This window comes from Snodgrassella gandavensis (genome assembly GCF_914768025.1).
Taxonomy (GTDB): Bacteria; Pseudomonadota; Gammaproteobacteria; order Burkholderiales; family Neisseriaceae; genus Snodgrassella; species Snodgrassella gandavensis.
On record NZ_CAJZCE010000003.1, the window covers coordinates 78,012 to 101,070 of the forward strand.

At 43.1% G+C, this 23,059-nt stretch carries 19 protein-coding genes; 7 read left to right on the forward strand and 12 right to left on the reverse strand.

The features are described from left to right. Window positions 1–12: 12 nt before the first annotated feature. From MJ764_RS03570 to MJ764_RS03580, 3 genes are all read left to right on the forward strand, one after another. Window positions 13–711: a 16S rRNA pseudouridine(516) synthase gene (locus MJ764_RS03570; RefSeq protein WP_239324689.1), complete on the forward strand. Its 699-nt coding sequence runs from the start codon at window positions 13–15 to the stop codon at window positions 709–711. A gap of 1 nt (window position 712) precedes the next feature. After that, window positions 713–1,354, forward strand: a complete 642-nt coding sequence (locus tag MJ764_RS03575; RefSeq protein ID WP_239324691.1) for a trimeric intracellular cation channel family protein — start codon at window positions 713–715, stop codon at window positions 1,352–1,354. Between the two features lie 495 nt (window positions 1,355–1,849). After that, on the forward strand, window positions 1,850–2,947 hold the full coding sequence (locus MJ764_RS03580; protein ID WP_239324693.1) for a Tim44 domain-containing protein: 1,098 nt from the start codon (window positions 1,850–1,852) through the stop codon (window positions 2,945–2,947). A 649-nt stretch (window positions 2,948–3,596) separates the two neighbouring features. Here the strand turns inward: MJ764_RS03580 and cls are convergent. From cls to MJ764_RS03640, 12 genes are all read right to left on the reverse strand, one after another. Further along, entirely contained in the window at window positions 3,597–5,090 is a 1,494-nt protein-coding gene (gene cls / locus MJ764_RS03585; protein WP_239324695.1) for a cardiolipin synthase, read from the reverse strand. A 206-nt stretch (window positions 5,091–5,296) separates the two neighbouring features. Next, window positions 5,297–6,361 (reverse strand): uroporphyrinogen decarboxylase, encoded by a 1,065-nt coding sequence (hemE, locus tag MJ764_RS03590; RefSeq protein ID WP_239324697.1) that lies wholly within the window; start codon window positions 6,359–6,361, stop codon window positions 5,297–5,299. Window positions 6,362–6,426: 65 nt separating this feature from the next. Beyond that, window positions 6,427–7,626 (reverse strand): heme biosynthesis HemY N-terminal domain-containing protein, encoded by a 1,200-nt coding sequence (locus MJ764_RS03595; protein WP_239324699.1) that lies wholly within the window; start codon window positions 7,624–7,626, stop codon window positions 6,427–6,429. Continuing rightward, entirely contained in the window at window positions 7,623–9,011 is a 1,389-nt protein-coding gene (locus tag MJ764_RS03600; RefSeq protein WP_239324701.1) for a uroporphyrinogen-III C-methyltransferase, read from the reverse strand. Before MJ764_RS03600 ends, MJ764_RS03595 begins: the two co-directional genes overlap by 4 nt. A gap of 52 nt (window positions 9,012–9,063) precedes the next feature. Further along, window positions 9,064–9,795, reverse strand: coding sequence for a uroporphyrinogen-III synthase (locus MJ764_RS03605; RefSeq protein ID WP_239324703.1), 732 nt, complete (start codon window positions 9,793–9,795; stop codon window positions 9,064–9,066). Further along, complete coding sequence (hemC, locus tag MJ764_RS03610; protein ID WP_239324705.1) at window positions 9,792–10,724, reverse strand: hydroxymethylbilane synthase; 933 nt, start codon at window positions 10,722–10,724, stop codon at window positions 9,792–9,794. The genes MJ764_RS03605 and hemC overlap by 4 nt, the downstream gene beginning before the upstream one ends. Before the next feature lie 66 nt (window positions 10,725–10,790). Beyond that, window positions 10,791–11,525: an SIR2 family NAD-dependent protein deacylase gene (locus MJ764_RS03615; RefSeq protein WP_239324707.1), complete on the reverse strand. Its 735-nt coding sequence runs from the start codon at window positions 11,523–11,525 to the stop codon at window positions 10,791–10,793. 2 nt (window positions 11,526–11,527) lie between these two features. Then, on the reverse strand, window positions 11,528–12,715 hold the full coding sequence (locus tag MJ764_RS03620) for an acetylornithine/succinyldiaminopimelate transaminase (protein ID WP_239324709.1): 1,188 nt from the start codon (window positions 12,713–12,715) through the stop codon (window positions 11,528–11,530). Window positions 12,716–13,789: 1,074 nt separating this feature from the next. Next, on the reverse strand, window positions 13,790–14,644 hold the full coding sequence (htpX, locus tag MJ764_RS03625; protein WP_239324711.1) for a protease HtpX: 855 nt from the start codon (window positions 14,642–14,644) through the stop codon (window positions 13,790–13,792). Window positions 14,645–14,882: 238 nt separating this feature from the next. Continuing rightward, complete coding sequence (locus MJ764_RS03630; protein ID WP_239324713.1) at window positions 14,883–16,142, reverse strand: glutamate-5-semialdehyde dehydrogenase; 1,260 nt, start codon at window positions 16,140–16,142, stop codon at window positions 14,883–14,885. A gap of 161 nt (window positions 16,143–16,303) precedes the next feature. Further along, complete coding sequence (gene ppk2, locus MJ764_RS03635) at window positions 16,304–17,236, reverse strand: polyphosphate kinase 2 (protein WP_239324715.1); 933 nt, start codon at window positions 17,234–17,236, stop codon at window positions 16,304–16,306. Between the two features lie 316 nt (window positions 17,237–17,552). Then, window positions 17,553–19,898, reverse strand: a complete 2,346-nt coding sequence (locus MJ764_RS03640; protein WP_239324717.1) for a penicillin-binding protein 1A — start codon at window positions 19,896–19,898, stop codon at window positions 17,553–17,555. Between the two features lie 145 nt (window positions 19,899–20,043). On the opposite strand from MJ764_RS03640, the gene pilM reads away from it, so the two are divergent. The 4 genes from pilM to MJ764_RS03660 are packed head-to-tail and all read left to right on the forward strand — an operon-like array spanning window position 20,044 to window position 23,055. Then, window positions 20,044–21,126, forward strand: coding sequence for a type IV pilus biogenesis protein PilM (gene pilM, locus MJ764_RS03645; protein ID WP_275415243.1), 1,083 nt, complete (start codon window positions 20,044–20,046; stop codon window positions 21,124–21,126). A gap of 1 nt (window position 21,127) precedes the next feature. Continuing rightward, complete coding sequence (locus MJ764_RS03650; RefSeq protein WP_239324721.1) at window positions 21,128–21,796, forward strand: PilN domain-containing protein; 669 nt, start codon at window positions 21,128–21,130, stop codon at window positions 21,794–21,796. Window positions 21,797–21,810: 14 nt separating this feature from the next. Beyond that, window positions 21,811–22,464 carry a type IV pilus inner membrane component PilO gene (locus MJ764_RS03655; RefSeq protein WP_239324723.1) on the forward strand — a complete coding sequence of 218 codons (654 nt, stop codon included), beginning with the start codon at window positions 21,811–21,813 and terminating at the stop codon, window positions 22,462–22,464. 54 nt (window positions 22,465–22,518) lie between these two features. Continuing rightward, window positions 22,519–23,055 carry a pilus assembly protein PilP gene (locus tag MJ764_RS03660; RefSeq protein ID WP_239324724.1) on the forward strand — a complete coding sequence of 179 codons (537 nt, stop codon included), beginning with the start codon at window positions 22,519–22,521 and terminating at the stop codon, window positions 23,053–23,055. Window positions 23,056–23,059: the final 4 nt, after the last annotated feature.

Genomic DNA, 23,059 nt, shown 5'->3' on the forward strand with positions numbered 1-23,059 from the left:
GGTTGATTAGTTATGCAATTATTAAAATACCTGCAAGCACAGGGTTTGGGCAGTCGCAAGCAATGTCAGGCATTAATTGTTGATGCTGCCGTACAAATTAATGGTATGGTTTGTACTGATACACGCATGGATATTGATCCACTTAATGTGAGTAGCCTGAAAATTGATGAGGTAAATCTGACGCCGGTACCTCTTCCCCATTTTTATATTCTCTTGCATAAACCAGCCGATTATGAAACTTCACATAAGCCGCAGTATTATCCAAGTGTTTTCAGCTTATTGCCAGAACCTTTGCGCCACCTTGATATGCAGGCTGTCGGCCGGCTCGATGCAGACACAACCGGCGTGCTGATTCTGACTAATGACGGCCAATTTAACCATCGCTGTACATCACCCAAGCACAAGCTGCCAAAAATTTATCAAGTTAGTTTGAAGCATGCGGCAGACGACAAGCTGTGTACTGTTTTAAAAAACGGGGTACTGTTACATGACGATAATGAAACAGTACAAGCTGAAGCTGCCGAATTAATCGACGCCCATACTCTGCTGCTAACCATCACATCAGGTAAATACCATCAGGTTAAACGCATGGTTGCCGCTGCCGGTAACCGTGTTATTGCCTTACATCGCTGCGCCTTTGGTTCATGGCAGGCTGACGATTTACCCATCGGTGGCTGGCGTTTTTTTCAACCAGAATCTGACCAAATGTAACATGCACAATACTGATCTTATTTTCCAACTGATTAACATTATAGGAACAGTTGCATTTGCTGTGTCTGGCTATCTGGTTGGTTTTCGCAAAAGACTGGATATTCTTGGTGTGGTAATTGTGGCCTTGCTTACTGCGGTAGGCGGCGGGATGATGCGCGATGCTCTGATTGGTCATATTCCCATGATTTTTAAAAGTAATACAGCATTATGGACTATATTTATTACGCTTTTATTGTCATGGGGGCTTCATTTACAGTATCAGCGTCATCGAGCTCTGGCCATATGGTTTGTGGTAGCCGATGCACTAGGATTGGCGGCGTTCAGCTTAACTGGAGCACAGGTTGGGCTGGCACTGGAATTAAATTGGTTTGGTGTGGTTACATTGGCATTTGTAACTGCGGTAGGCGGCGGTATCCTGCGTGATATTCTAGTCAATGAAGTGCCCATTATTCTACGCAGTGATATTTATGGCACGATTGCCATTTTACTCGGCCTATTATTATGTCTGCTGGATCACTGGAAAATGGTTACGCCGTTGACTATCAACCTGCTGTTTATCAGCGGTGTACTAAGTCGTTTACTCGCATATCATTACAACATTACTTTACCGGGATTTCAAAAGAAGAAAAATTACAAAATATAACAAAACTATAAGAACTTTCGCTGCAAAAAACAGTCTAAGTCATTAAGATAATGTCTATACGCAAGAACAGGCGTATAACACAAAGATTTAAAAAGCTTTTCCAGTATTCTCTTGTCGAAACATTATTTTGGCCCTCTGCTGCTTCTCCCCTTGGCACAGAGGGTTCTTTTTATCCTAAATTTATATCAGCCATACTGCACTTTTGAAAAAAATTTCCTTGTCCATATTGATAAACAAATAGTTATATATTACCTTATCATTTTCACTAAAGTCTTTTACTGTATTTCTGCTAAGGTTCAAACAATAATCACTTTTATACTACAATCGATGAATAGAAATTTTTTACACACGAAATATGTATTTTTAATCGCAAAAGCAACCATGAAACCGTAAAATAGCTTAAATAATGAATATTTTTTTGCTTGAAATCTTATTTTTCAACGCTATGTACAGTAAAGTAAGTTTTAACATGTTAGATATGGAAGTATCCAAGTGATGGACAATCGAAAATTACGTTATATTGCTTCTGCGGTTATTCTCAGCCTGACTCTGAGTCCACTAGCTGAAGCCAAACGAATCGGTGGTGGTAGTAATCGCGGTATGTCGCGTTCGAACTACTCTAGCTCATACAGCAGCCCATCTTATCAATCCAGCCGCAACAACTATGCTAATTCATCCTCAAGCCGGCTTGGTGGAGGCAATAATGCGGGCATGTCGCGCTCTTATTCCAATTCAGGACGCAGCGACTATCGCAACAACAATCAGAACAGTTATTCTAACCAGCCTCAGCCGCGTGGAAACAGCACCGGCCGGGTAATTGGTGCGGGCGTAGCTGGTGCAGCTATTGGCGCACTGGCAGGCCATGCAATGGCTAACCATAACCAGCCACAATCAGGTGCGCCGGCAGCAAGCACTGAAGCCAACTACAACGATTCCAATACAGGTGAGACAGCAGTTACCCCTTCTGCTAACGCCGATCAGCAATTGACACAACCACAACGTAAAAGCGGGTTTAGCTGGATATGGTTACTGATTATCGCATTTGGTGGTTTTTATCTGTATCGCCGTTTTGCCAGCAAAAAAAATAATCAGGCAAATACACCTTACAGTAATCATCAGAATTCCAGCGATTTCACTTCTCTCAATAATAACAGTAATAGTAGCCGTACCAATATATTTGGTCAGAATCTTGCTGCTAATGGCAATACGATGCAAACCAACATGACAGGTATGGCAGACGGAAGTAATCTGGAGGCATTCCTACGCTTTGCCCGCCAGCGCTTTAATCATGTGCAATCAATGAATAATGCTTCTAATCTGGAAGAAATCCGCCGCTACTTTACACCAGAAATGTTTGCTGATGTCCGTAATGATATTATCAACAATCAGGATACTGCTGAATTTAGTAATCTAAATGCTGATCTTGTAGACAGCACTCAGGAAAACGGCCAGTACATTGCCAGCGTACGTTTTAGTGGTTTGGTAAGTGAGGAGCTGGGCAGTGCACAGCAACCTTTCAGCGAGGTATGGCATTTTGTCAAACCTGTAGGCAGCCAGCAGGACTGGTTAATCGCTGGAATTCAGCAGGATTAATCATTACTCCTATGTAAAAAGCACTGATTGAATCAGTGCTTTTTATTTGCATCAGATAGCTTTGCGGAGATTAAATGCCGTACTAAAAGCATGTTAGGTTGGGGCTCATCAAAATTATACCCGTTACTAGCATTCTCAATCACAGAAGCTGCGTAACGCCGATTGAACAAATCACCAATGCGTATCATTACTGGGCACCCTACCCCGATAGCCTATTCTTAGCGACTACTGGCTGACATCTAATAGTATGTGTTTATAATAATCACTATTAGTGTCATTGATCTATACTCTATTTATTTCTGATAAGACTTATCTAGATTACTGCTGTAGTAATACCTCCTACAATACCGATGCATTTTTGCATTCGCTATACTCAGCTATCGCTTGCGGCAATTTTGTCGCATCAGTCGTATTGCCAAGCATTTGTGACACTATCACTAGTCGGTTCGGCTGCATCACTGAACGCAGATAAAGATCTATATTTAAGCACAAATTCAGACTTCAGCATAAAACAAATCCAGAAAAATAAAAAGATTTTTACCGCCGAAATAGAACATTGCACTCAGTAAACAGATTTATTAACGCAATCAAGCATAAAAAAATGCTGTCCGTTATCAGCCAGACAGCATCTTCATATCTTTATCCAGTCCTACAACAATGGGCCAAACAGGCGCACTGTATTTTCCACCAGCCCCCACCATTTTGAACGCGCCTGCCATGCCTTGAGTTCAATAAATTCACAGTCACGCAGATAGCCGTTCTGTAATGCGACCACTGACTCAGTCATACCTTCATCGTAAATTGCCAGACTAATTTCCATATTCAGATAAAAGCTGCGCATATCCATGTTTACGGTACCAAACAGGGTGTAATCGCTATCCACTGTTAAAGTTTTGGCATGTAACAACCCGCCCTTAAACAGAGCGATTTTGACTCCGGCCTGTAACAACATCGGGTAATACGCACGTGAAGCATATTTCACCAGTTTGGAATCGACTGCTTCCGGTACAATCAGCGTAACGTCGACACCACGGGTAGCTGCTGTAGTCAGAGCCAGCAGCAAAGCATCATCTGGAACAAAATAAGGCGTAGTAATGATAATCCGGCGCGTGGCGGCATGAATGGCATTGACAATTGTGTCATAAATAACCGGGCTGCCCTGTTCGGGCGCAGACGGAATGACTTGCACCACGATGCCATTCTGTTCCTGTTGGGCAACCTGTAAATTATGCATAAGCGCCTGTTTACCATAGCTATCCACCCATTGCTGCACCTGCATCAGATTGGATTCAGTCTCTACCGCCATATCACCGGCAAAAACTGCTGCCAGCGGCTGTACCAGACTACCCTCACAACGCATCATGACATCTACCCATTGTCCGACACCGGCATTTTTTTTGAAATAACGCGGATCCACCAGATTAAAACTACCGGTGTAGCCTATTTTCTGATCTATCACTGCAATTTTGCGATGATTGCGCAAATCTGCCCGCACAAACAAAGTACGCCAGAGCTGAATAGGCAAAGCTTCAGTCAGGGTAATACCAGCACTGCGCAAACGCTGCGGCCAGTCACTGCGCCAGAATCTGGCACTGCCAATACTGTCGACCAACATACTGGTTACCACACCGCGTTGTGCTGCTGCCATAGCATCGTTGAGTAATGCGATAATTTCACCCTGAGGATCAACAATATAAAATGCCAGCAGACAGCTAGTTTTAGCCTGCTGAATATCATGGCGGATAGCAGTGATAATTTCCTCATCATTGGTAATCAGAGTGAGATGATTGTACTCCGTCGCTTCAAAACCAGTTTTATCAGCTGCAATCAGGCTGATACCATGATAGCGTGCATTCAGGCCACTACAGGCATGCTGGTTAAAATCATGCAAATACGTTTCACTAAATCCCTGATAGAACTTCACCAGTTCATGCTGCCGGCGCAAACGACGCGAACCTAGCCTTGGTTCCCCAATCAATAAATAGCCCACGGCACCAACTAGAGGAAAAGCCATCAACATCAAAATCCACGCAACAGATACACCCGTATTACGCTGGTGGTACAACACCCGTACCACCAGCACGGTTACCACCGCCACGTGTAACACAACAATCAATTCTGCCCACGGTATATTATGTAACATATAAGCCAACCTGTTGTTTCTGAAACCATCAGATACGGTAAATTATAAAGAGATAAGTAGATAATCTGAAAAAACAATTACAATACAGGCCAGACAAAAAATTCTGGCAGGTACAGAAAATATATCCTGTGCCTGCCGTAATAATAGGCTGTATTCGCCTGAATTATCTGTTTTAACTGGTCATTCGTTTGCCAATATAGCAGCAATTAATTTTGATGGTATTCAACTGACAAACGATGTACTGCATCTACTGCAAACTTCACCATTTCCGGATCAGTAAACTGATTAATACCATGTCCGAGATTAAATACATGTCCACTGCCTGCACCATAAGCAGCCAGCAAACGCTTAATTTCACATTCAATACTTTCAGAAGTACCAAATAATGCCAGCGGATCCAAATTACCCTGTAAGGCCACCCGCTGCCCTACCTGATGGCGAGCCTGATGCAAATTAACCGTCCAGTCCACACCCAAAGCATCAACGTCTAGTGCAGCCAGTTGTTCCAGCCATTGCCCGCCGCCCTTAGTAAATACAATCACAGGCACTCGTCGTCCATCTGCCTCACGCTGTAAACCAGACACCACCTGTTGCAGATAAAATAAATCAAACTCCCGAAATGCAGCATCGCTGAGAACACCACCCCAAGTGTCAAAAATCTGTACAGTCTGAGCACCCGCAGCAACCTGTTCATTCAGGTAGGCAGTTACTGCTTGCGCATTAATATCCAGTATCCGATGTAATAATTGCGGACGTTGATACAACATCGTTTTCAATAAACGAAAATCTCGGCTGCCTCCGCCTTCAATCATGTAACAGGCAAGAGTAAACGGACTGCCAGAAAAACCTATCAGTGGTACACGCCCATTCAACGCCAACCGTATACTACGCACTGCATCAAACACATAGCGCAAACGGCTCATATCAGGCACCTGTAAACGTGCCACATCCTGTTCATGCTGTAGCGGATGGGTAAATTTTGGTCCCTCACCTTCAACAAAGTGCAAACCCAACCCCATGGCATCTGGTACAGTCAGAATATCAGAAAACAGAATGGCAGCATCTAGCCTAAAGCGCTCCAGAGGCTGCAAGGTAACTTCTGTGGCCAATTCAGGATTATGGCATAATGCCAGAAAGCTGCCAGCCTTTGCCCGTGTTGCTCGGTATTCCGGTAAATAACGCCCTGCCTGCCGCATCAGCCATACCGGTGTATAGTCTACCGGCTGTTTCAGTAAAGCACGTAAAAATGTATCGTTATGTAAAACTGCCATAATTAACCTCAGGCAGCTAGCACATTAAGCACTAACTGCCTGTTAAATCAAAACTAAACTAAAGATTACAACTCATCATCACTGATGGTAGCTAATATCTGATTGCGTTGCTGCTCGGCAGCTTCGCTCTGGCCAGACTGCTCCAGCACCTTGGCCAGCAGCAATCTGGTCACATTATTATTGCGTGATTGCAAACTGGCTTCCAGATAGCTTTTAGCCTTACCCCACAATTGCTGCTGGTAGCTCAATTCACCCATCAATAATAACAAATCCGGGTCTTGCGGCCGCTGCTGCAACCACTTATCCGCCGTTACCATATTCTTTTGTTGCTCTTTGCCGCTTAAATACTGGTTGGCCTGATTAAAAGCAGGTAGCAGTGCCGCATCATGGGTACGCGGATAATATTTTTTTACCCACTTCAATGCCTGAGCATACATGCCTAGCTGAAGATATTTTTCCACAATATCCACACTAAGTGTGCTTTCCTGCTCATCTACCGGTATTAACTTGAGACTGTTTTTCAGTTCAGCCGGGTCTTTGGCTTCTGTCAGTAATTGCCGATAAGCCCAGCAACGGTAGTGTAGCTGTTCACTGTCACTTAAAGCACCTGCACGGGTTAATTTGTCAACCTGCTGCAATACTCCCTGTGCATTACGCTGTTCCCAGTCATAACGTAATTGCAGCTTAACCAGCCGGGTTAAATTCGGGTTGATTTTAGCTGCAGCATCCAGAGCATTTTTTGCCTGTTGATCATTGTGCTGTGCCAATGCAGATTGTGCCAGCAACAGATAGCGGGATAGCTGCTGTTTTTGCGGCAGTTTGGCAACATCATTCAAATATCGGTCACGGGTTGTGATGTCATCCATCTGATCTGCACTGTGCGCAGCCAGTAATAATGCCAAAGCACGGCTGTGCTGCCCCTGCTTGTTGCGTAACACCCGTTCTGCCTCACGTGCGGCAAACTGGAATCGTCCTTCAAAATAAGCCAGACCAGCATGATTCAATGCCGTTTCAACCTGATGACGCTGATGATTAATACGCCAGTGCTGCCAATGTCCGGGCAGATGCATAAACCCCATAACAATGCGTAACAGAATATTCAGCAACACCACAGCTAACAGAATAATACCAATAAAAAGCTGCAAATTAATGCGTACCAGAGTCTGCTCTACCACAATGTATACATCACCACTGTAATATTTCGCACCCAGTACCACAGCAACCGCAACAGTGAACAGAACAATCAACCATAACAAAGATCTCATAATGTATCTTCTCCCTGCTCAGAAGAGGCTGCGGACACATTATTACTGTTTTCCAGGCTAGCCGGCCTTTCAGAATGTAAAGCTGATGGAGTAGATGCACCACTGGTAGCAGAAGCACTTACATCCGGCAACGCCGTAGACATATCCATTCCCGACTGATTCTGATATTCACGTACAGCAGCCAGACTAGCAGACAAATTACTGTCCTGATTGGTCTGTACATTAAGCATTTTTAATTGCATCAGCTCTTTCAGCCATGATTGTGTTGCCACTGAGCTACCATCGAAATACTGTTTTACTGTCGCTTCGGCGCCATTTAGATCAGCAACATACACTTCACCACGACGCTGAATCAGTGCAATACGAGCATCAAGTAAACGCAGACGCAGATTTTCACGCACAAAATATATCTGCTCTGGTGACATCAGCATCGAATCATTATGATTGATATGACGTACTTCTACCATGCCGCGCAGAGAGTGCATAGTAGTTTGCCAGGTACGTTGCCACCATGAAGCATTCGGATTAATTGTTGCAGTAGCCGGAACAGTACCTGGCTTTAACTGACCATCTACTACCAAAGGCAAGCCGGCAACGGCTGATTCCAGACGATTCAGGCGTAAAGAAGCACTGGCCGTGTCCAGATATGGACGGCTTTTCAGGTTTTCCAAGTCACTGCTGATGGCTTTTTTGATTGGCAATAATTGTGGCTGATCAAAACGTGATAAACGGTTATCCAGATTTTCGAGCACATTTACGGCCACCGGCACATTGCCAGAAATCAATAACTGCTGCGAAGCCAGATTAAGCGTAGCTTCAATTTCATCCACCAGCCAGTCCGTGCGACTTTTCACTAGCTCCTGATAGGCACGGGTAAGACGGTCAACATTCTCACCCTGAGTTTTTTGCTGCGATTGCAGCTCCTGCAACTGTCGACTTAATCCATCAATGCGTGCCAGGCCTGTTTCTACAGTAGCCGCAGTTTTGCTGGCATCAATACCAGCATTATCGATTTTATGATCAAATTGCAGCTGCTGGGTTTTAAGCTGGTTCTGGCCTTCAACAAATAAAAAGCCACTGGCTCCTAATGCCAGTAAAGATAATACCAGAGCCCCCAGCGCAATCCCTTTACCCGAACCGGAATGTTGCTGTTTTACAGAAGTTGACTGGCTGGGTACATTGGGTGCAGACATACCTGATCCTGTGTTGTTTTTTTGAAAATCCGTAGTTTGATGTACGGTATCTTTATCTTTACCTGTACTTTCAGCAGCCGCAGAAGTAGCCGATTCTGGAGGTGCACTAACCTCACCCTGTTTATTCACCAGTAATGGCTGCTTCCCCTGTTCTGGAGGCTGGCTAGACTGTGCATCTTGTTGTTCACTCATTCGGTATACTCCCTACATAATAATTGGGATAAACAGCACTCCTGCGCCACTATCAAAGCGTGCTGTGAGAATGCAAAAATTCCAATCCACGGTATAAATCCGTTACCAGTAGTGTCGAAACACCATACTCTGTTAACGCGGTTGCTATGCGCGGATGGTGAACTAAGTATAACAAGCTTTTGCTAACTGCGTACAAATCTGGCGGCAACTGCATAAACCATGCCTGCACAGCTGCGGTTGTCGTCATGTAAACCGCCTTCAAACTTCCCTGCTGTGCCTGTTGTGTTAATACTGACCAATCAACTGGCTGCGGCTGGCGCAGGTACACCTCAGCGACTTCAATCTGCCAGCCCTGCTGATGCAATTGATTAATGATCAAGTCACGTCCACCAACACCACGAATCAGCAGTAGCCTGCCTTTTTGTTGCTGCCACAAAGGTAAACGTAAAACTGCCTCACTATCATGTGCGTCACTGGGATATAAAATTCGCTTGAATCCATAAGCAGCTAATGTTCTGGCTGTAGATGCCCCTACCGCCACATGCAGTAATTTTTCTGACTGAGAAACATATTTGGCCGCAATATGCACAGCACTTGGGCTAACCCAGAGAACTACATTCTCAACCAGACTTTGCAAAACTAACTGTTGTAAAACTGCCGGCCGTGGTTGCAACTGCTGATATTCAAGTAATAGCGGTATCCAGCCTGCGCGGATACAACAGTCTATATCAGCAGCCGCAGCCAATCGCGGGCGCATTAGTGCCAGACAGGGTTGAGCATTCATCGGGCAGATAATACGGCATTAATCAGCTGTTGTGCGCCCTGCTGGGCTAACTGCTGGGCAACCTTTAAACCAAGCAGCTTCGCCTCTTCCATGCTGGCCTGTGCACTGGCACGCAACACAGTTTTGCCATCAACAGAAGCAACCAAACCGCGCAACTCAAGCATGCCAAATTTTTCAGTACAATATGCAGCCAGAGGAACCTGACAGCTACCCCCCAAAACCTTTGCCATAGAACGTTCTGCTGTAACACAAGCTGCTGTAACAGGATGATGAAGTGCTTGCAGCAACGTCAGTAAATCCTGACGATGGGCTGCAACTTCAATTGCCAAGGCGCCCTGCCCAACAGCCGGCAACAATAAATTAGCCGGTAATATATTTCGGATACGCTCATCTAATCCCAGCCGCTCAAGGCCGGCTGCCGCCAGAATAATTGCCGCATACTCCTGTCTATCCAATTTATCCAGACGCGTCTGCACATTCCCGCGCAAAGGCTTTACCTGCAAATGCGGATATCGCAACCGAATCTGCGCTTCACGACGCAGGCTGGAAGTACCCACTATCGCAGCGGCCGGCAAGTCAGCTAGGCTGGCATATTGATGAGAAACAAAAGCATCCAACGGATTAGCACGCTTTGTTATAGCTGCCAGTACAAAGCCTTCTGGTAATTGCATGGGTACATCTTTTAGAGAATGAACGGCAATATCAGCAGTTTCCTGCTGTAAAGCCAACTCAAGCTCTTTGATAAACAGCCCCTTACCACCTATTTTTGATAAAGACTGATGCAATATCTGATCGCCTCGGGTCGTCATACCCCGAATATCAACAGATAAATCAGGGTACACCGTTTGAAGACATTGCTGCACATAACGTGCCTGCCACATGGCCAGAGCACTTTCACGACTGGCAATGACTAAATTTTTATTTGTCATACTGATACACAAGAATCAAGAAAATCAGAGCTGAAATTTTAGCACTAACTAGAGAAAGTACAGATTTTAATCACCCCTATTCAGACAGGATAAAGAATGTGCTTCAGCACGCCGCAACAATTCACTAACCAAACTACTCACACCTGCCTGCGCTGATGCACGAATAAACTGGACATGTTGCAAACCTTCATTCGGCTGTGGATCAATCAGAAAAATTTCTGCATCTGGCGGGATATACTGCACTAAACCGGCTGCTGGATAAACCTGTAAAGAAGTGCCGATAATTATCGCTATATCAGCAGCACGCATCAATTGTATTGCCGGCTCAATCATAGGCACTGCCTCACCAAACCAGACTATATGCGGCCGCATCAGGAATCCACTGGCGTCAACATCCGCCATGGTCTGATCAGAAAAACAGTCTACAATATAATTCTCATCGACACTGCTTCTGGCTTTTAATAGCTCACCATGTAAATGCAGTACATGACTACTACCAGCCCGCTCATGCAAATCATCTACATTTTGAGTAATAATATTTACATCATAGCCACTTTCCAGATGCCTTAAGGCAAGATGGGCGGCATTCGGTTGAACATTTTGCAACTGGCGCCGTAAACGATTATAAAAATCCAGCACTCGTAAAGGGTTGCGGGCAAAGGCCTCAGGTGTGGCCACATCTTCCACCCGTTCTCCATCCCACAAACCACCATGATTACGAAAAGTCTGTAAACCACTTTCAGCGCTAATGCCAGAACCTGTTAAAACAACTACCCGTTGCCTAGCTGAAGAAATAGACATGTTTAAATATGCACAAAAGCGGTAATGGCTGCTTTTAATCGTTGTAACCCAGCCTGTAAATCAGCATCAGTCAACAAGAGACTTGGAGCCAGACGCAACACATCGTTACCTGCAACCAAAACCAGCAAGCCATGTTGCAATGCTAACTGCATTAACTGTACCGCCTGCCCGCTATATGCCTCAGACATCACACAGCCAAGCAACAGCCCCTGCCCCCTTACCTGAGAAAACACACCCGTTGTTGCACCTAATTCCTGCAATCCAGCCTGCAATTTTTCTCCCTGCTGCTGCACATTCTGCATGGTTTCCGGTGTATTAATAATATCAAAAGCAGCGCAACCAACAGCACACGCAAGCGGATTACCACCAAATGTGCTTCCGTGACTGCCGGGCGTAAAACTGTTTCCAACTTTGGCGGTAGTAAGCATGGCACCTATCGGAATACCACCACCCAGTGCTTTAGCGCTGGAAACAATATCCGGCTGCACATCATAGTATTGATGTGCAAATAATTTTCCGGTACGCCCCATACCAGTCTGCACTTCATCAAAAATCAGTAATGCCTGATGTCGGTCACAGGCCTCTCTGGCTGCCTGCAAAAACTCTCTGGCTGCCGGCAATACACCACTTTCCCCCTGTATCGGTTCAATAACAACTGCACAGGTTTTATCACTAACCGCAGCTTCAATAGCGGCAACATCATTAAACGAAATATGCCGAATTCCTTCTGGTAAAGGTGCAAAGTCATCACTATATTTTGGTTGCCCGCCAACCGAAACAGTAAACAGCGTGCGCCCATGAAAACCATTAACACAGGCTATAATCTCGTGCTTATCAACGCCAGAGAAATGATCGCGTGCATATTTGCGAGCCAGCTTGAATGCAGCCTCATTTGCCTCTGCTCCAGAATTACAAAAAAACACCTGCTCTGCAAACGTATGCTTTACCAGCCGCTGCGCCAAATCCTGAGCTGGTTGTGTGGTATAAATATTGGAAATATGCCACAGCTTATGCGCTTGCGTAGTGAGCGCTTCAATTAATACCGGATGGCAATGTCCCAACGCATTAACGGCGATACCACCAGCCAAATCAATGTATTCCTGCCCATTCTCATCCCAGACCCTGCTGCCCTGCGCATGCTCAGGACGTACAGGCGCAAAATTAAAATTAGGTGTTAGATAATTACGCATCTTTCTCTCTATTTATCTATACAAACATTATTTATAAACAGCATAAATTTACAATAATCAACAGTCATCAAGACTCTGATATCCAGTTATATCATAAACCTGATAAATCAAAATGGAAACCATAGCACAATCAGCTCCCATATCGAAAAAGGCTTTAGCAATTGAGGTAGGACTAGCAATCACAATACTTACTACAGAATTAGGTTAATACACACAAAACCATAACTTATCGGTTTGACAACTTAAAATCAGATTACATAACATTTCGCAACAAATAAAGCATAAGCATTGAATGATAGTGCAGGTTTCACCTGATTCCTATTTCTATCATCCAATATCAATATTATTTTTTATCAAATACTTATACTAATAATTACCATTTAGAATTCATTATACTGAACCAGTGTACAGCCTGAGAGTATATGCTTATACTGCCTCGCCATGACAAATTTGCTCAACTGATTTTTACTCTATATTGCTAAAAAAGACCAAAGTATGTAAAAACAGACCACAAAAATTTATTTGCTATATAAGCATAATCTTAAGAAAAATACGTTACAAAAATAGAATCCGCAGCATCATCACAGTTCGAATCCCTTGCGACAATATGGAAATCATCCGTTTTCATTATTTACCGTTTTTTATTGCAAAATCATATTACCGCACTGCACCCAATATGCTTGATGTCTGTTTACCCAATATCAGAGTTATAACTACCCGTAATGAAGCGGAAATAATTTATGGATTTGAGACATTCATGAAACCACATCGAAACGCTATTTGTTGATGACGCAAGCCGCGAAAAAGCCGTAGATAAATTACTGTTGAGATATGCCATTAAATATTTTTCTGCAAACGAAATAAATATTAATGAGCATAACCCACAGAGTAATGCGCTTTAGCGTCAGGTGAGGTTTGCGCAGCTTAGTCACTCTAAGCTTAAATGATTATGATAATCCGTTTCCCTTACTACATAAAAAGCTGGATTTATCATGTTTACTCTCTCTTCCTATGAGAGAGAGTAAACCGGTCACTAGTCAATTACTGGATATACTAATTCACAGAGCAAGGAAATCACATCTGACGCAAACGATTAATCCGGTTGTCCAGAGTGGGATGGGTACTAAATAGAGGATCAGCAACCTCGCTGGCAATTCCCAGAGCCAACATACCAGCCGGCAAATGGCTTGTTTCACCTTTCAAGCGCTGTAAAGCTGCAATCATTTTCGGCGCGCCCACCAGACGGGCTGCGCCGGCATCTGCACGATATTCACGCTGACGGCTAAACCACATCACAATCAAACTTGCCAGAAAACCAAAGAATATCTGTAAAATCATACTCACCATAAAGTAAGTATTCTGCGACACCTCACCATCATCATTTCTGGCTGTAGCCTCAGCAATACGACGAGCCCAGAAAAAAACAAAGGTATTCACCACACCCTGTAACAACGTCATTGTCACCATATCACCATTGCCAATATGTGCCATTTCATGAGCCAGTACCGCTTCTACTTCATCCTGCGACATACCGTGCAATAGGCCAGTACTGACAGCAACCAGCGAACTATTACGAGTGGCACCAGTAGCAAACGCATTAGGTTCAGGTGAATCATAAATAGCCACTTCCGGCATAGTAATATTCCACTGACTGGCCAGATTGGCAACAGTATTTAACAACCATGCCTCTGCTGCCGTTTGTGGTTGACCAATTATTTGACCATTAACTGAACTGAGTGCCAGTGTTTTAGACATCATCAGAGAACTAAGGGAACCGGTAAAGCCAACTACAGCGGCCAGCAATAACAAAGTACTGATAATATTACCATAGATATTAATTCCCAAAAGCGCACAGAGAATATTCAGAACAGCATTAATGACAATGATAACTGCAAAATTGGTAGCAATAAACAATACAATGCGTTTCACATTATGCCCTTTTAATTTCTGCAAAATTTAATCAGCACAATATTAGTGACATACTAAAACATTAATAATCAGTTTTTCATCAAACTGGTTGGTGGAAATCAAAACCAAAACTCCCATAAAAGTATTATATAAAAACGATCAGGGTATTGAATTTAACCATCTGAATTATGGCATCTAAACCATTTCAACCAATTCATATATGTCTTTATAATATTATAACATCAGAAACAGATAAGTTTCAGAGACGCACTTCCCCATGCCCCAGAACAATCCATTTCTGACTGGTTAGCCCATGTAAGCCTACGGGGCCACGCACATGGATTTTATCAGTCGAAATACCAATCTCAGCACCCAGACCATACTCATACCCATCTGCAAATCGAGTCGATGCATTAACCATTACACTGGCTGAATCTACTGCACGCAAAAACAATTGTGCATGAGTTAAATCATTGGTAACAATAGTATCAGTATGATGGCTGCCATAGTGATTGATGTGGTTGATGGCTTCATTAACATCGGTCACAACTTTAATAGACAGAATCGGCGCCAGATATTCGGTTGACCAGTCAGCTTCGCTTGCCGGGATAACTTTATCAGCCAAAATTTGCTGAGTATGCACACAGCCACGTAACTCAACATTTTTTTCAGCATACTTTTGCTGTAGTAAAGGCAATAACTCTGCTGCACGACCGGCATGAACCAACAAAGTTTCCATGGTATTGCAAGTACCATAACGTGAAGTTTTGGCATTTACAGCAATATTAATCGCCATTTCTGTTGCAGCAGAGACATCAATATAAACATGACATACTCCGTCCAGATGCTTGATAACCGGTACACGCGCCATTTCATTCACCCGCTGCACCAGTCCTTTACCACCACGAGGGATAATTACATCTATATAATCAGGCAAATTCACTAAAACGTCCACACCAGCACGATCGGTTTCCGTAATCAGATTGACAGCAGCTTCCGGTAATCCTGCCTTTTTAAGTGAGGCTGTAATGACAGCAGCAATTGCGCGATTACTGTTAATCGCTTCGCTTCCTCCACGTAAAATACAACTATTGCCAGATTTCAGGCATAAAATTGCAGCATCCAAAGTAACATTCGGTCGCGATTCATAAATCATACCAATAACACCTAACGGCACACGCATTTTACCAAGCGTAATACCACTGGGCAGAGTACGAAATTCATCCATCTCACCCACAGGATCAGCAAGTGCAACCACCTGATGCACGCCATCAATCATGGCCTCAATACTACGCTCAGTAAGTTGCAACCGATCCAGCAACGCAGCATCCAACCCCTGCTGACGTGCTAAGTTCATATCAATTTCATTGGCAGCAAGAATGACTTCTTGCTGTGCAGCCAAATTTTCCGCAATAAAAGACAAAGCCAAATTTTTTTGCGCAGCAGAAACAGCAGTTAAAGAAAAATATGCTTCTTTGGCTGCTTTGGCCGTTTCAGTAATATATTTGGTTAATACCATGCGAATTTACTTTCCAGAAAACAACGCAAAATCATTCTTATTCTCATATAAAATCACACAGGACACATTTACCCAACTATAACAACACTTGCATATACCCTGAAATCCGAATTATACGTAAACATCATTACGCTTAACAGTACAGCAAAACAACGGCAAAACTAATCAATATGCGTATCTGTTGAATCTTTAAACTGAGTTTGCGGCTTTAGTACAATCAGATTATCAACAGCACCGATCGCATTAATATCCTTACCCGGATAATCAAGTTCGGTTAGAAAATGACGAATACAATTGAGACGCGCACGTTTTTTATCATCAGACTTAATCACTGTCCACGGCGCATCACCAGTATGCGTGTGAAAAAACATATCGTTTTTGGCTGCGGTATAATCGTCCCAACGATCCAGAGACTGAATATCAACTGGCGAAAGTTTCCAGTGTTTTAACGGATCGTCACGTCGAGAAATAAACCGGCGCAACTGCTCTTCTCTTGAAACAGAAAACCAGAACTTAAACAAATAAATACCACTATTTACCAGCATCCGTTCCAATTCTGGCGTCTGACGCATGAACTGTAAGTATTCATGTGGCTGACAAAAGCCCATTACCCGTTCCACACCAGCACGGTTATACCAGGAACGATCAAAGAACACCATCTCTCCACTGGTAGGTAAACGTTCAATATAGCGCTGAAAATACCACTGACCTTTTTCTGTCTCAGTCGGTTTTTCCAGAGCCACTACCCGAGCACCACGTGGATTAAGATGCTCCATGAAGCGCTTGATTGTTCCACCCTTACCGGCAGCATCCCGACCTTCAAACAAGCACACAATCTTCTGACCAGACTGCTTAACCCAGTTTTGCACTTTCAATAATTCAATTTGCAATTTGGCTTTTTCTCGTTCATAGGTTGCACGCCGCATACGTGTCCGATAAGGATAGCTTGCTGGTAAAGGGGCAGTAGAGGAATCCTCAGCCGAATGTTTACCCTGATATTCCAGCACGCTTTTTTCAAAAACATTTAAGTTGGTATCTTTATCTTGGTTATTACCTTCATTAGACTGGCCGGATTGTAATTGCTGCTCACTCATATTACTCCTTTCCTCTCTGGTTCCGAATAAACCAAAAATTTTCTTTTTTAAAAAATGTGATAATCCGTCTAAGTATTGTAACTCAATGGCGCATTTAACTTACCAAATAATCAATTATTATTCAAATAATCTATTGAGTTATTGATATCTGTGCATAATTTTTTAGTTAGCCACCAACTAGATTACCTGCAATTATTGCAATTTACGCAGCAAGTCCAACTTATCCAAACATACATCAACACCCTGTCTGTATACCAGTAAAAACGGGTAATCAAAACTGATTACCCGTTGCAAGAGGTTATAACTCTGCTGATTGCTAAAACAGTGAATCTAACTGACCATTATTGCCAGACTGTGGAGCAATCGGTATTTCACTAGCATCATCAGCACCCTCACTATCATTTGTTGTGGACGTTACCGGGCCATCTGCTCGATTATCCAGCGGCAAATCAGGATTGGTTGTCTGAAATTCTTTAAGAAAATATTCACCAGATTTCTGCACAATACCTGCTGGAACCGGGGTATTTACAATCGGCTTGCCTTTCAATGCATAGCGCATATAATCCAACCACACCGGTAAGGCAATAGTACCACCAAAGGCTGAACGTCCCATGCTGCGAGGGCGGTCAAAACCAATATATACTGCACTAACCACATTCGGATTAAAACCCACAAACCATGCATCCTTATTATCATTGGTTGTGCCCGTTTTACCCGCAATATCACTTCGACCCAGTGCACGAGCGCCATAAGCAGTACCATGATTAACCACATCTTTCATCATGTGATACAAAATATATGCATTACGCGGATCAATAGCCAGCGGCGCATTCTGATTAGCCACCAGTGGCTGCATCTGTGCACGTAAATTACCACGACTATCATAAATCCGGTCAATGACATAATTGGAAACTTTGAAACCGCCATTGGCAAAAATAGCATAACCTTCCGCCATCTGCATGGGCGTTACCTGACCACTGCCTAGTGCCATGGATAAACTGTTCGGAATCTGATCTGAACGAAAACCGAAATGTTGCACATACTGTCTGGCATAATCAACGCCCATTGCCATCAATATACGGATTGAAACCATATTCTTGGATGCTGTTAATGCCTGACGCAGCGTAATTAGCCCAGCATAACGTCCATCCGAATTTTTAGGAGTCCAAGGACGCCCACCAGCACCCAGCCCGGGTAAAACTATCGGAGCATCATTTACCATGGTTGCAGGGGTAAAGCCCTTTGCAATAGCTGCAGAATAAATAAACGGTTTAAAAGAAGAACCTGGCTGACGCTTGGCCTGAGTAGCACGATTAAAGCTGCGCCGATAATAATCATAACCACCAACCAGTGCTCTTACTGCACCAGTCTGTGCATCCAGAGCAACAATTGCACCCTGAAGTTCCGGCTGCTGCACAACACGAAAGCTCTTACCATCCCCACGCACATGCACCACCGACCCAACGCGGATAGAAGCTTCTGCTAATTTGTCATTATTAATAGCACGCTTAATCCAGTTATAGCTATTGCCGCCAATCCTATTTTCACCCACACCGGCTATGTATACCACAATAGAATTTGAACCCAATGCAGTCACGACAGCTGGCAGCATACCATCCACCGCTGAACGACTAGCCAGATACTGCTCTATCTGCTCATCACGGATATCATCCGGAATCCTACCCAGATCAAAAAAACCTTCTGCTCCCCGGTAGGTCGCACCCTTATCAAAATTAGTCAGTACTTTACGCAATGCCTGTGTAGCTACAGCCTGATCCTGTGAATTGACTGTGGTATACACCCGAAAACCCTGAGTGTAGGCTGCATCACCATATTTTTCATACATCTGCTGACGTACCAATTCTGCAACATACAGAGCGTTCTGATCGATAGCCTGCTGATAATGTACATACTGTAACGGTTCAGCAAAGGCCGCATCAGCCTGAGCAGGAGTAATCTTGCCCAATTCCACCATATTATTCAGGATATAGCGCTGACGCATTTTAGCTCGTTGCGGATTTACAACAGGATTAAAAGTGGATGGTGCTTTGGGTAGACCGGCCAGAATCGTTGCCTCAGCCAAATCCAGTTTTTGCACCGGTTTATTAAAATACATCAGAGATGCGGCCGCAAAACCGTAGGCACGTTGCCCCAGATAAATTTGATTAAAATAAAGCTCAAGAATCTGATCTTTAGTTAATTTCTGCTCAATCTTGTAGGCAAGAAGAGCTTCGTTAAATTTACGTGTATATGTGCGCTCATTAGTGAGATAAAAATTACGCGCTACCTGCTGGGTAATCGTACTGGCTCCTGACTGTACGCCACCAGTCATATTGAAAATCAGCGCGCGGGTAATACCAATAAAATCAACTCCACCGTGTTCATAAAAACGTTTATCCTCAGCGGCCACTACTGCGTCCTTGAGCACCTGAGGAAAGTCATTGATTCGGGTAAAAGCACGTCGTTCTTCACCAAACTGCCCCATTAGCTTACCATCAGCAGAATAGATTGTTAGCGGCATCTTGGGTTGATAATGAGTCACAGCTTCCAAAGACGGCAATTTAGGATAGGTAACCAGAATTGCAATTGCCACCAGACCAGCAACAAAAAGCCCCAGCCCAACAAAAAGACCTACGGTAGATAGTAATAATTTTCTAATCATAATCAACTTATTTTCATTTAAAGGCTGCGAAACATATTCAAAATAAAGTAAACTTTGTTCTGCATTTCGTTAGCAATATACAATAGCGATTTTTAAAGTACGAGATCACTCATTTGATAAACAGACAGAAAGCCCTTTCATGAAAATGAATAATTTCAAAATAAATTCAAAGAATAAGAAGGTGGCCACAACTTCCTCGAGACAATGTCTTGGTATCAGTATTACTGATAAAAGTATTAACATGGTGCTATTGAATGCACGCAGTTTAAATCAATTTCGTCTCGAAAAATACGTTGTTGTCCCTCTGCCAAAAAATATAATTGGTAATGGCAACATCGAAAATCACGATGAACTTGTTGCTCATCTGCAACAGGCAAAACAAAAACTTCAAAGTAATTGTCGCAACATTACCGTAGCCATTTCACAAAAACAGGCCTCCATTCGATTTCTCAGCCGAACCGAGGATACGGAGTATACCGAAGAAGAACAGATTATGGCTGAACTAAGTCAATATGACTCTCTTGATAACGTCAGTTATGATTACCAAAATATCAGTACTAATGATCAGGGCGGAGAGAATCTGCTACTAGTCAATAGTAAGCGGGATGATGTCGATATGCTGATGGATGCATATACTGAAGCAGGCATTACGCCCACACAAATGGATGTCGATTTACTGGCAGTAATAAACAGCGCCATTACTTGGATCAATATCAGACAACCAGATCTTGCCAATAAATGTATTGCTGTATTCAATATTGATTACAGGGAAACACAGGCAATTATCATGCGTCATGGCAAACTCCTGTACAAACAAGAAATTAACCTAGGCTATGACCACCTGATACAGTCTTTACGACGCAACTATCAACTTACCGAAGAAGAAGCTTGGGACATGCTTTATAGCCCATCCAAGCCTGAAAATTATAACTCAGCCGTAGCACAGCCATTTCAGCAACAGTTTATTCAGGAAATTCAGCGGGTTTTACAGTTTTACTTTACTTCTGCCAGTCAGGAAAACGAAATTGAGGAAATTCTGATTTTCAGTTATGGCAACAATGGAAGCAATGGGTTCACTGATAGTATCAGCCAACAAACCCGCATCCCGGCACAACAGATTAACCCCATACTGTTAGCACAACCCGGTGATAGTATCGAACAGGCAAAATTACAACTGGACAGTAGTTTATTAACTGTTGCCTTTGGTCTGGCCGTAAGAGGATTATAAGATGTTACCTTTATTAAAAATTAACCTACTGCCTTATCGTGAAGTATTGCAGGCTAAACAAAAGAAGCAGTTTCAGACTTTATTGGCAGGAGCAGCCGTAATTGGCCTCGGGCTGGCATTTCTAGGTTATACAGCTTTTGAAGGTCGAGTAAGCAGTCAGGAAAGCCGTAATCAAGTTTTAAAAAATGGTATAAGCAAACTGGATACAGAGATTAGCGAGATTGCCAAACTGCAAGAAGAGCGAAAAAACTTTATGGCGCGACAAGAAAAAGTTGCGGAACTGTCTCATAAACGTTTTGAAGCAGCCCGTATACTAGACACACTGAATGCTGTAGCCCCCATGGGATTATATATAACCAGCATCGAAGCTCAGGATGCCAATACGTATACAATTAATGGCAAAGCATTCAGTGATGCCAAAACTGCTGCATTCATGAGCGCATTACCAGGTAAACTTTTCAGTACTCCTGAATTGTTAAATATTAAACGGGTTAATAATACGCAAGAATTCAGCATCCGCGTACAATTAAATAGCAATATTGGCCAGCAGGAAGACCTTTTCGAGACTAATCAGGTCATTAGTTCAAATCCAACACCTGCGGAACAAAATCTGGCAATAGAAAAACCACAAAATCAGGTTGCATCTGATGCATCAGCAGCATCAAATTGAAGGAGTAGTTGAATATGGCAAAAAACATTGACCTTAAAGCGATAAATTTAAACTCCCTATATCAGCAAGGCAAACCTGTACAACTGGGTGTAGCTGGGGGCATTATTGTTTTAATTCTGGTGCTGGCCTACTTCTTTGTTTACAGTGGTCTAAATGAACAATTAAGCCAACTGAAACAAGAAGAGGAAACACTGAAACAAACTTATACAGAAAAAAGTCAACAAGCAGCCCATCTGGATGCTCTGAAAGCAGAACTGGATAGCATAAATGGTTCATTTCATTTATTATTAAAGCAGCTGCCAACACAAGCAGAAATTCCTAATCTGATTCAGGAGTTGCATGAGTGTGCAACCAAAAACGGATTGAATATGGATAGTGTGACACCTGCAAAAGCACAAAATACTTACTCAGGAAATCAAGCTGATAATAACGCTGAAGAGCAGGTTATTCAGACATTACCCTACAATATTACCCTGACGGGTAATTACAATCAGATCAGTCAGTTTATGCGCGATGTAGGGAAATTATCACGTATTGTTACCTTAAACTCCATTGTTCTGAAACGTAATGATAAAGATAATATGCTTACCTTAAAAGCAGTTGCCAATACTTACAAAGCGTTAACCGATGCAGAAATCAAAACACAAACCAATGATAAAAAAAGATAAGTTTACTTTCTCTGTAATCACGGTAATTTAAAATAGCTAAGCAACGGATTAAACATGAATAAATATCTACTCTGCCTTTGTATTCTGACATTAGGTGCATGTTCGGCAGCCAATGAAGATTTGCACGGATGGATGCAAAATACCAGTCAGCAGGCAAAATCCAAACCCATTAAATCAAAACAAACTGAACTAAATATTCGGTCCAATTATAATCCTCCTGCACAGCCACAAATGAATATCTTTAATCCGGCTCGTTTAAAAGCGGGACTACAGGGAAATAATATCCCTGATTTAAACCGCCCCAGACAGATTCTGGAAAATTATCCTTTGAATGAATTGCATTATGTCGGCCTGATTAAAGCTGCAGGCAAAGCACCCTCAGCTTTCATTGCTGTGAATGGACATGTATATACCGTTAATCTGGGTAATTATCTGGGTCAGAATTATGGACGCATAACAGCGATAACACCAGATGAAATTGTTATTTCGGAGTTAGTTGAAGACACATATGGTAACTGGTCAAGCCGACGTGCGAGCTTACCGTCACAGGCGGCAGACAGCTCTTCTGCAGAAACATCCAGCCAGAATTAAAAAA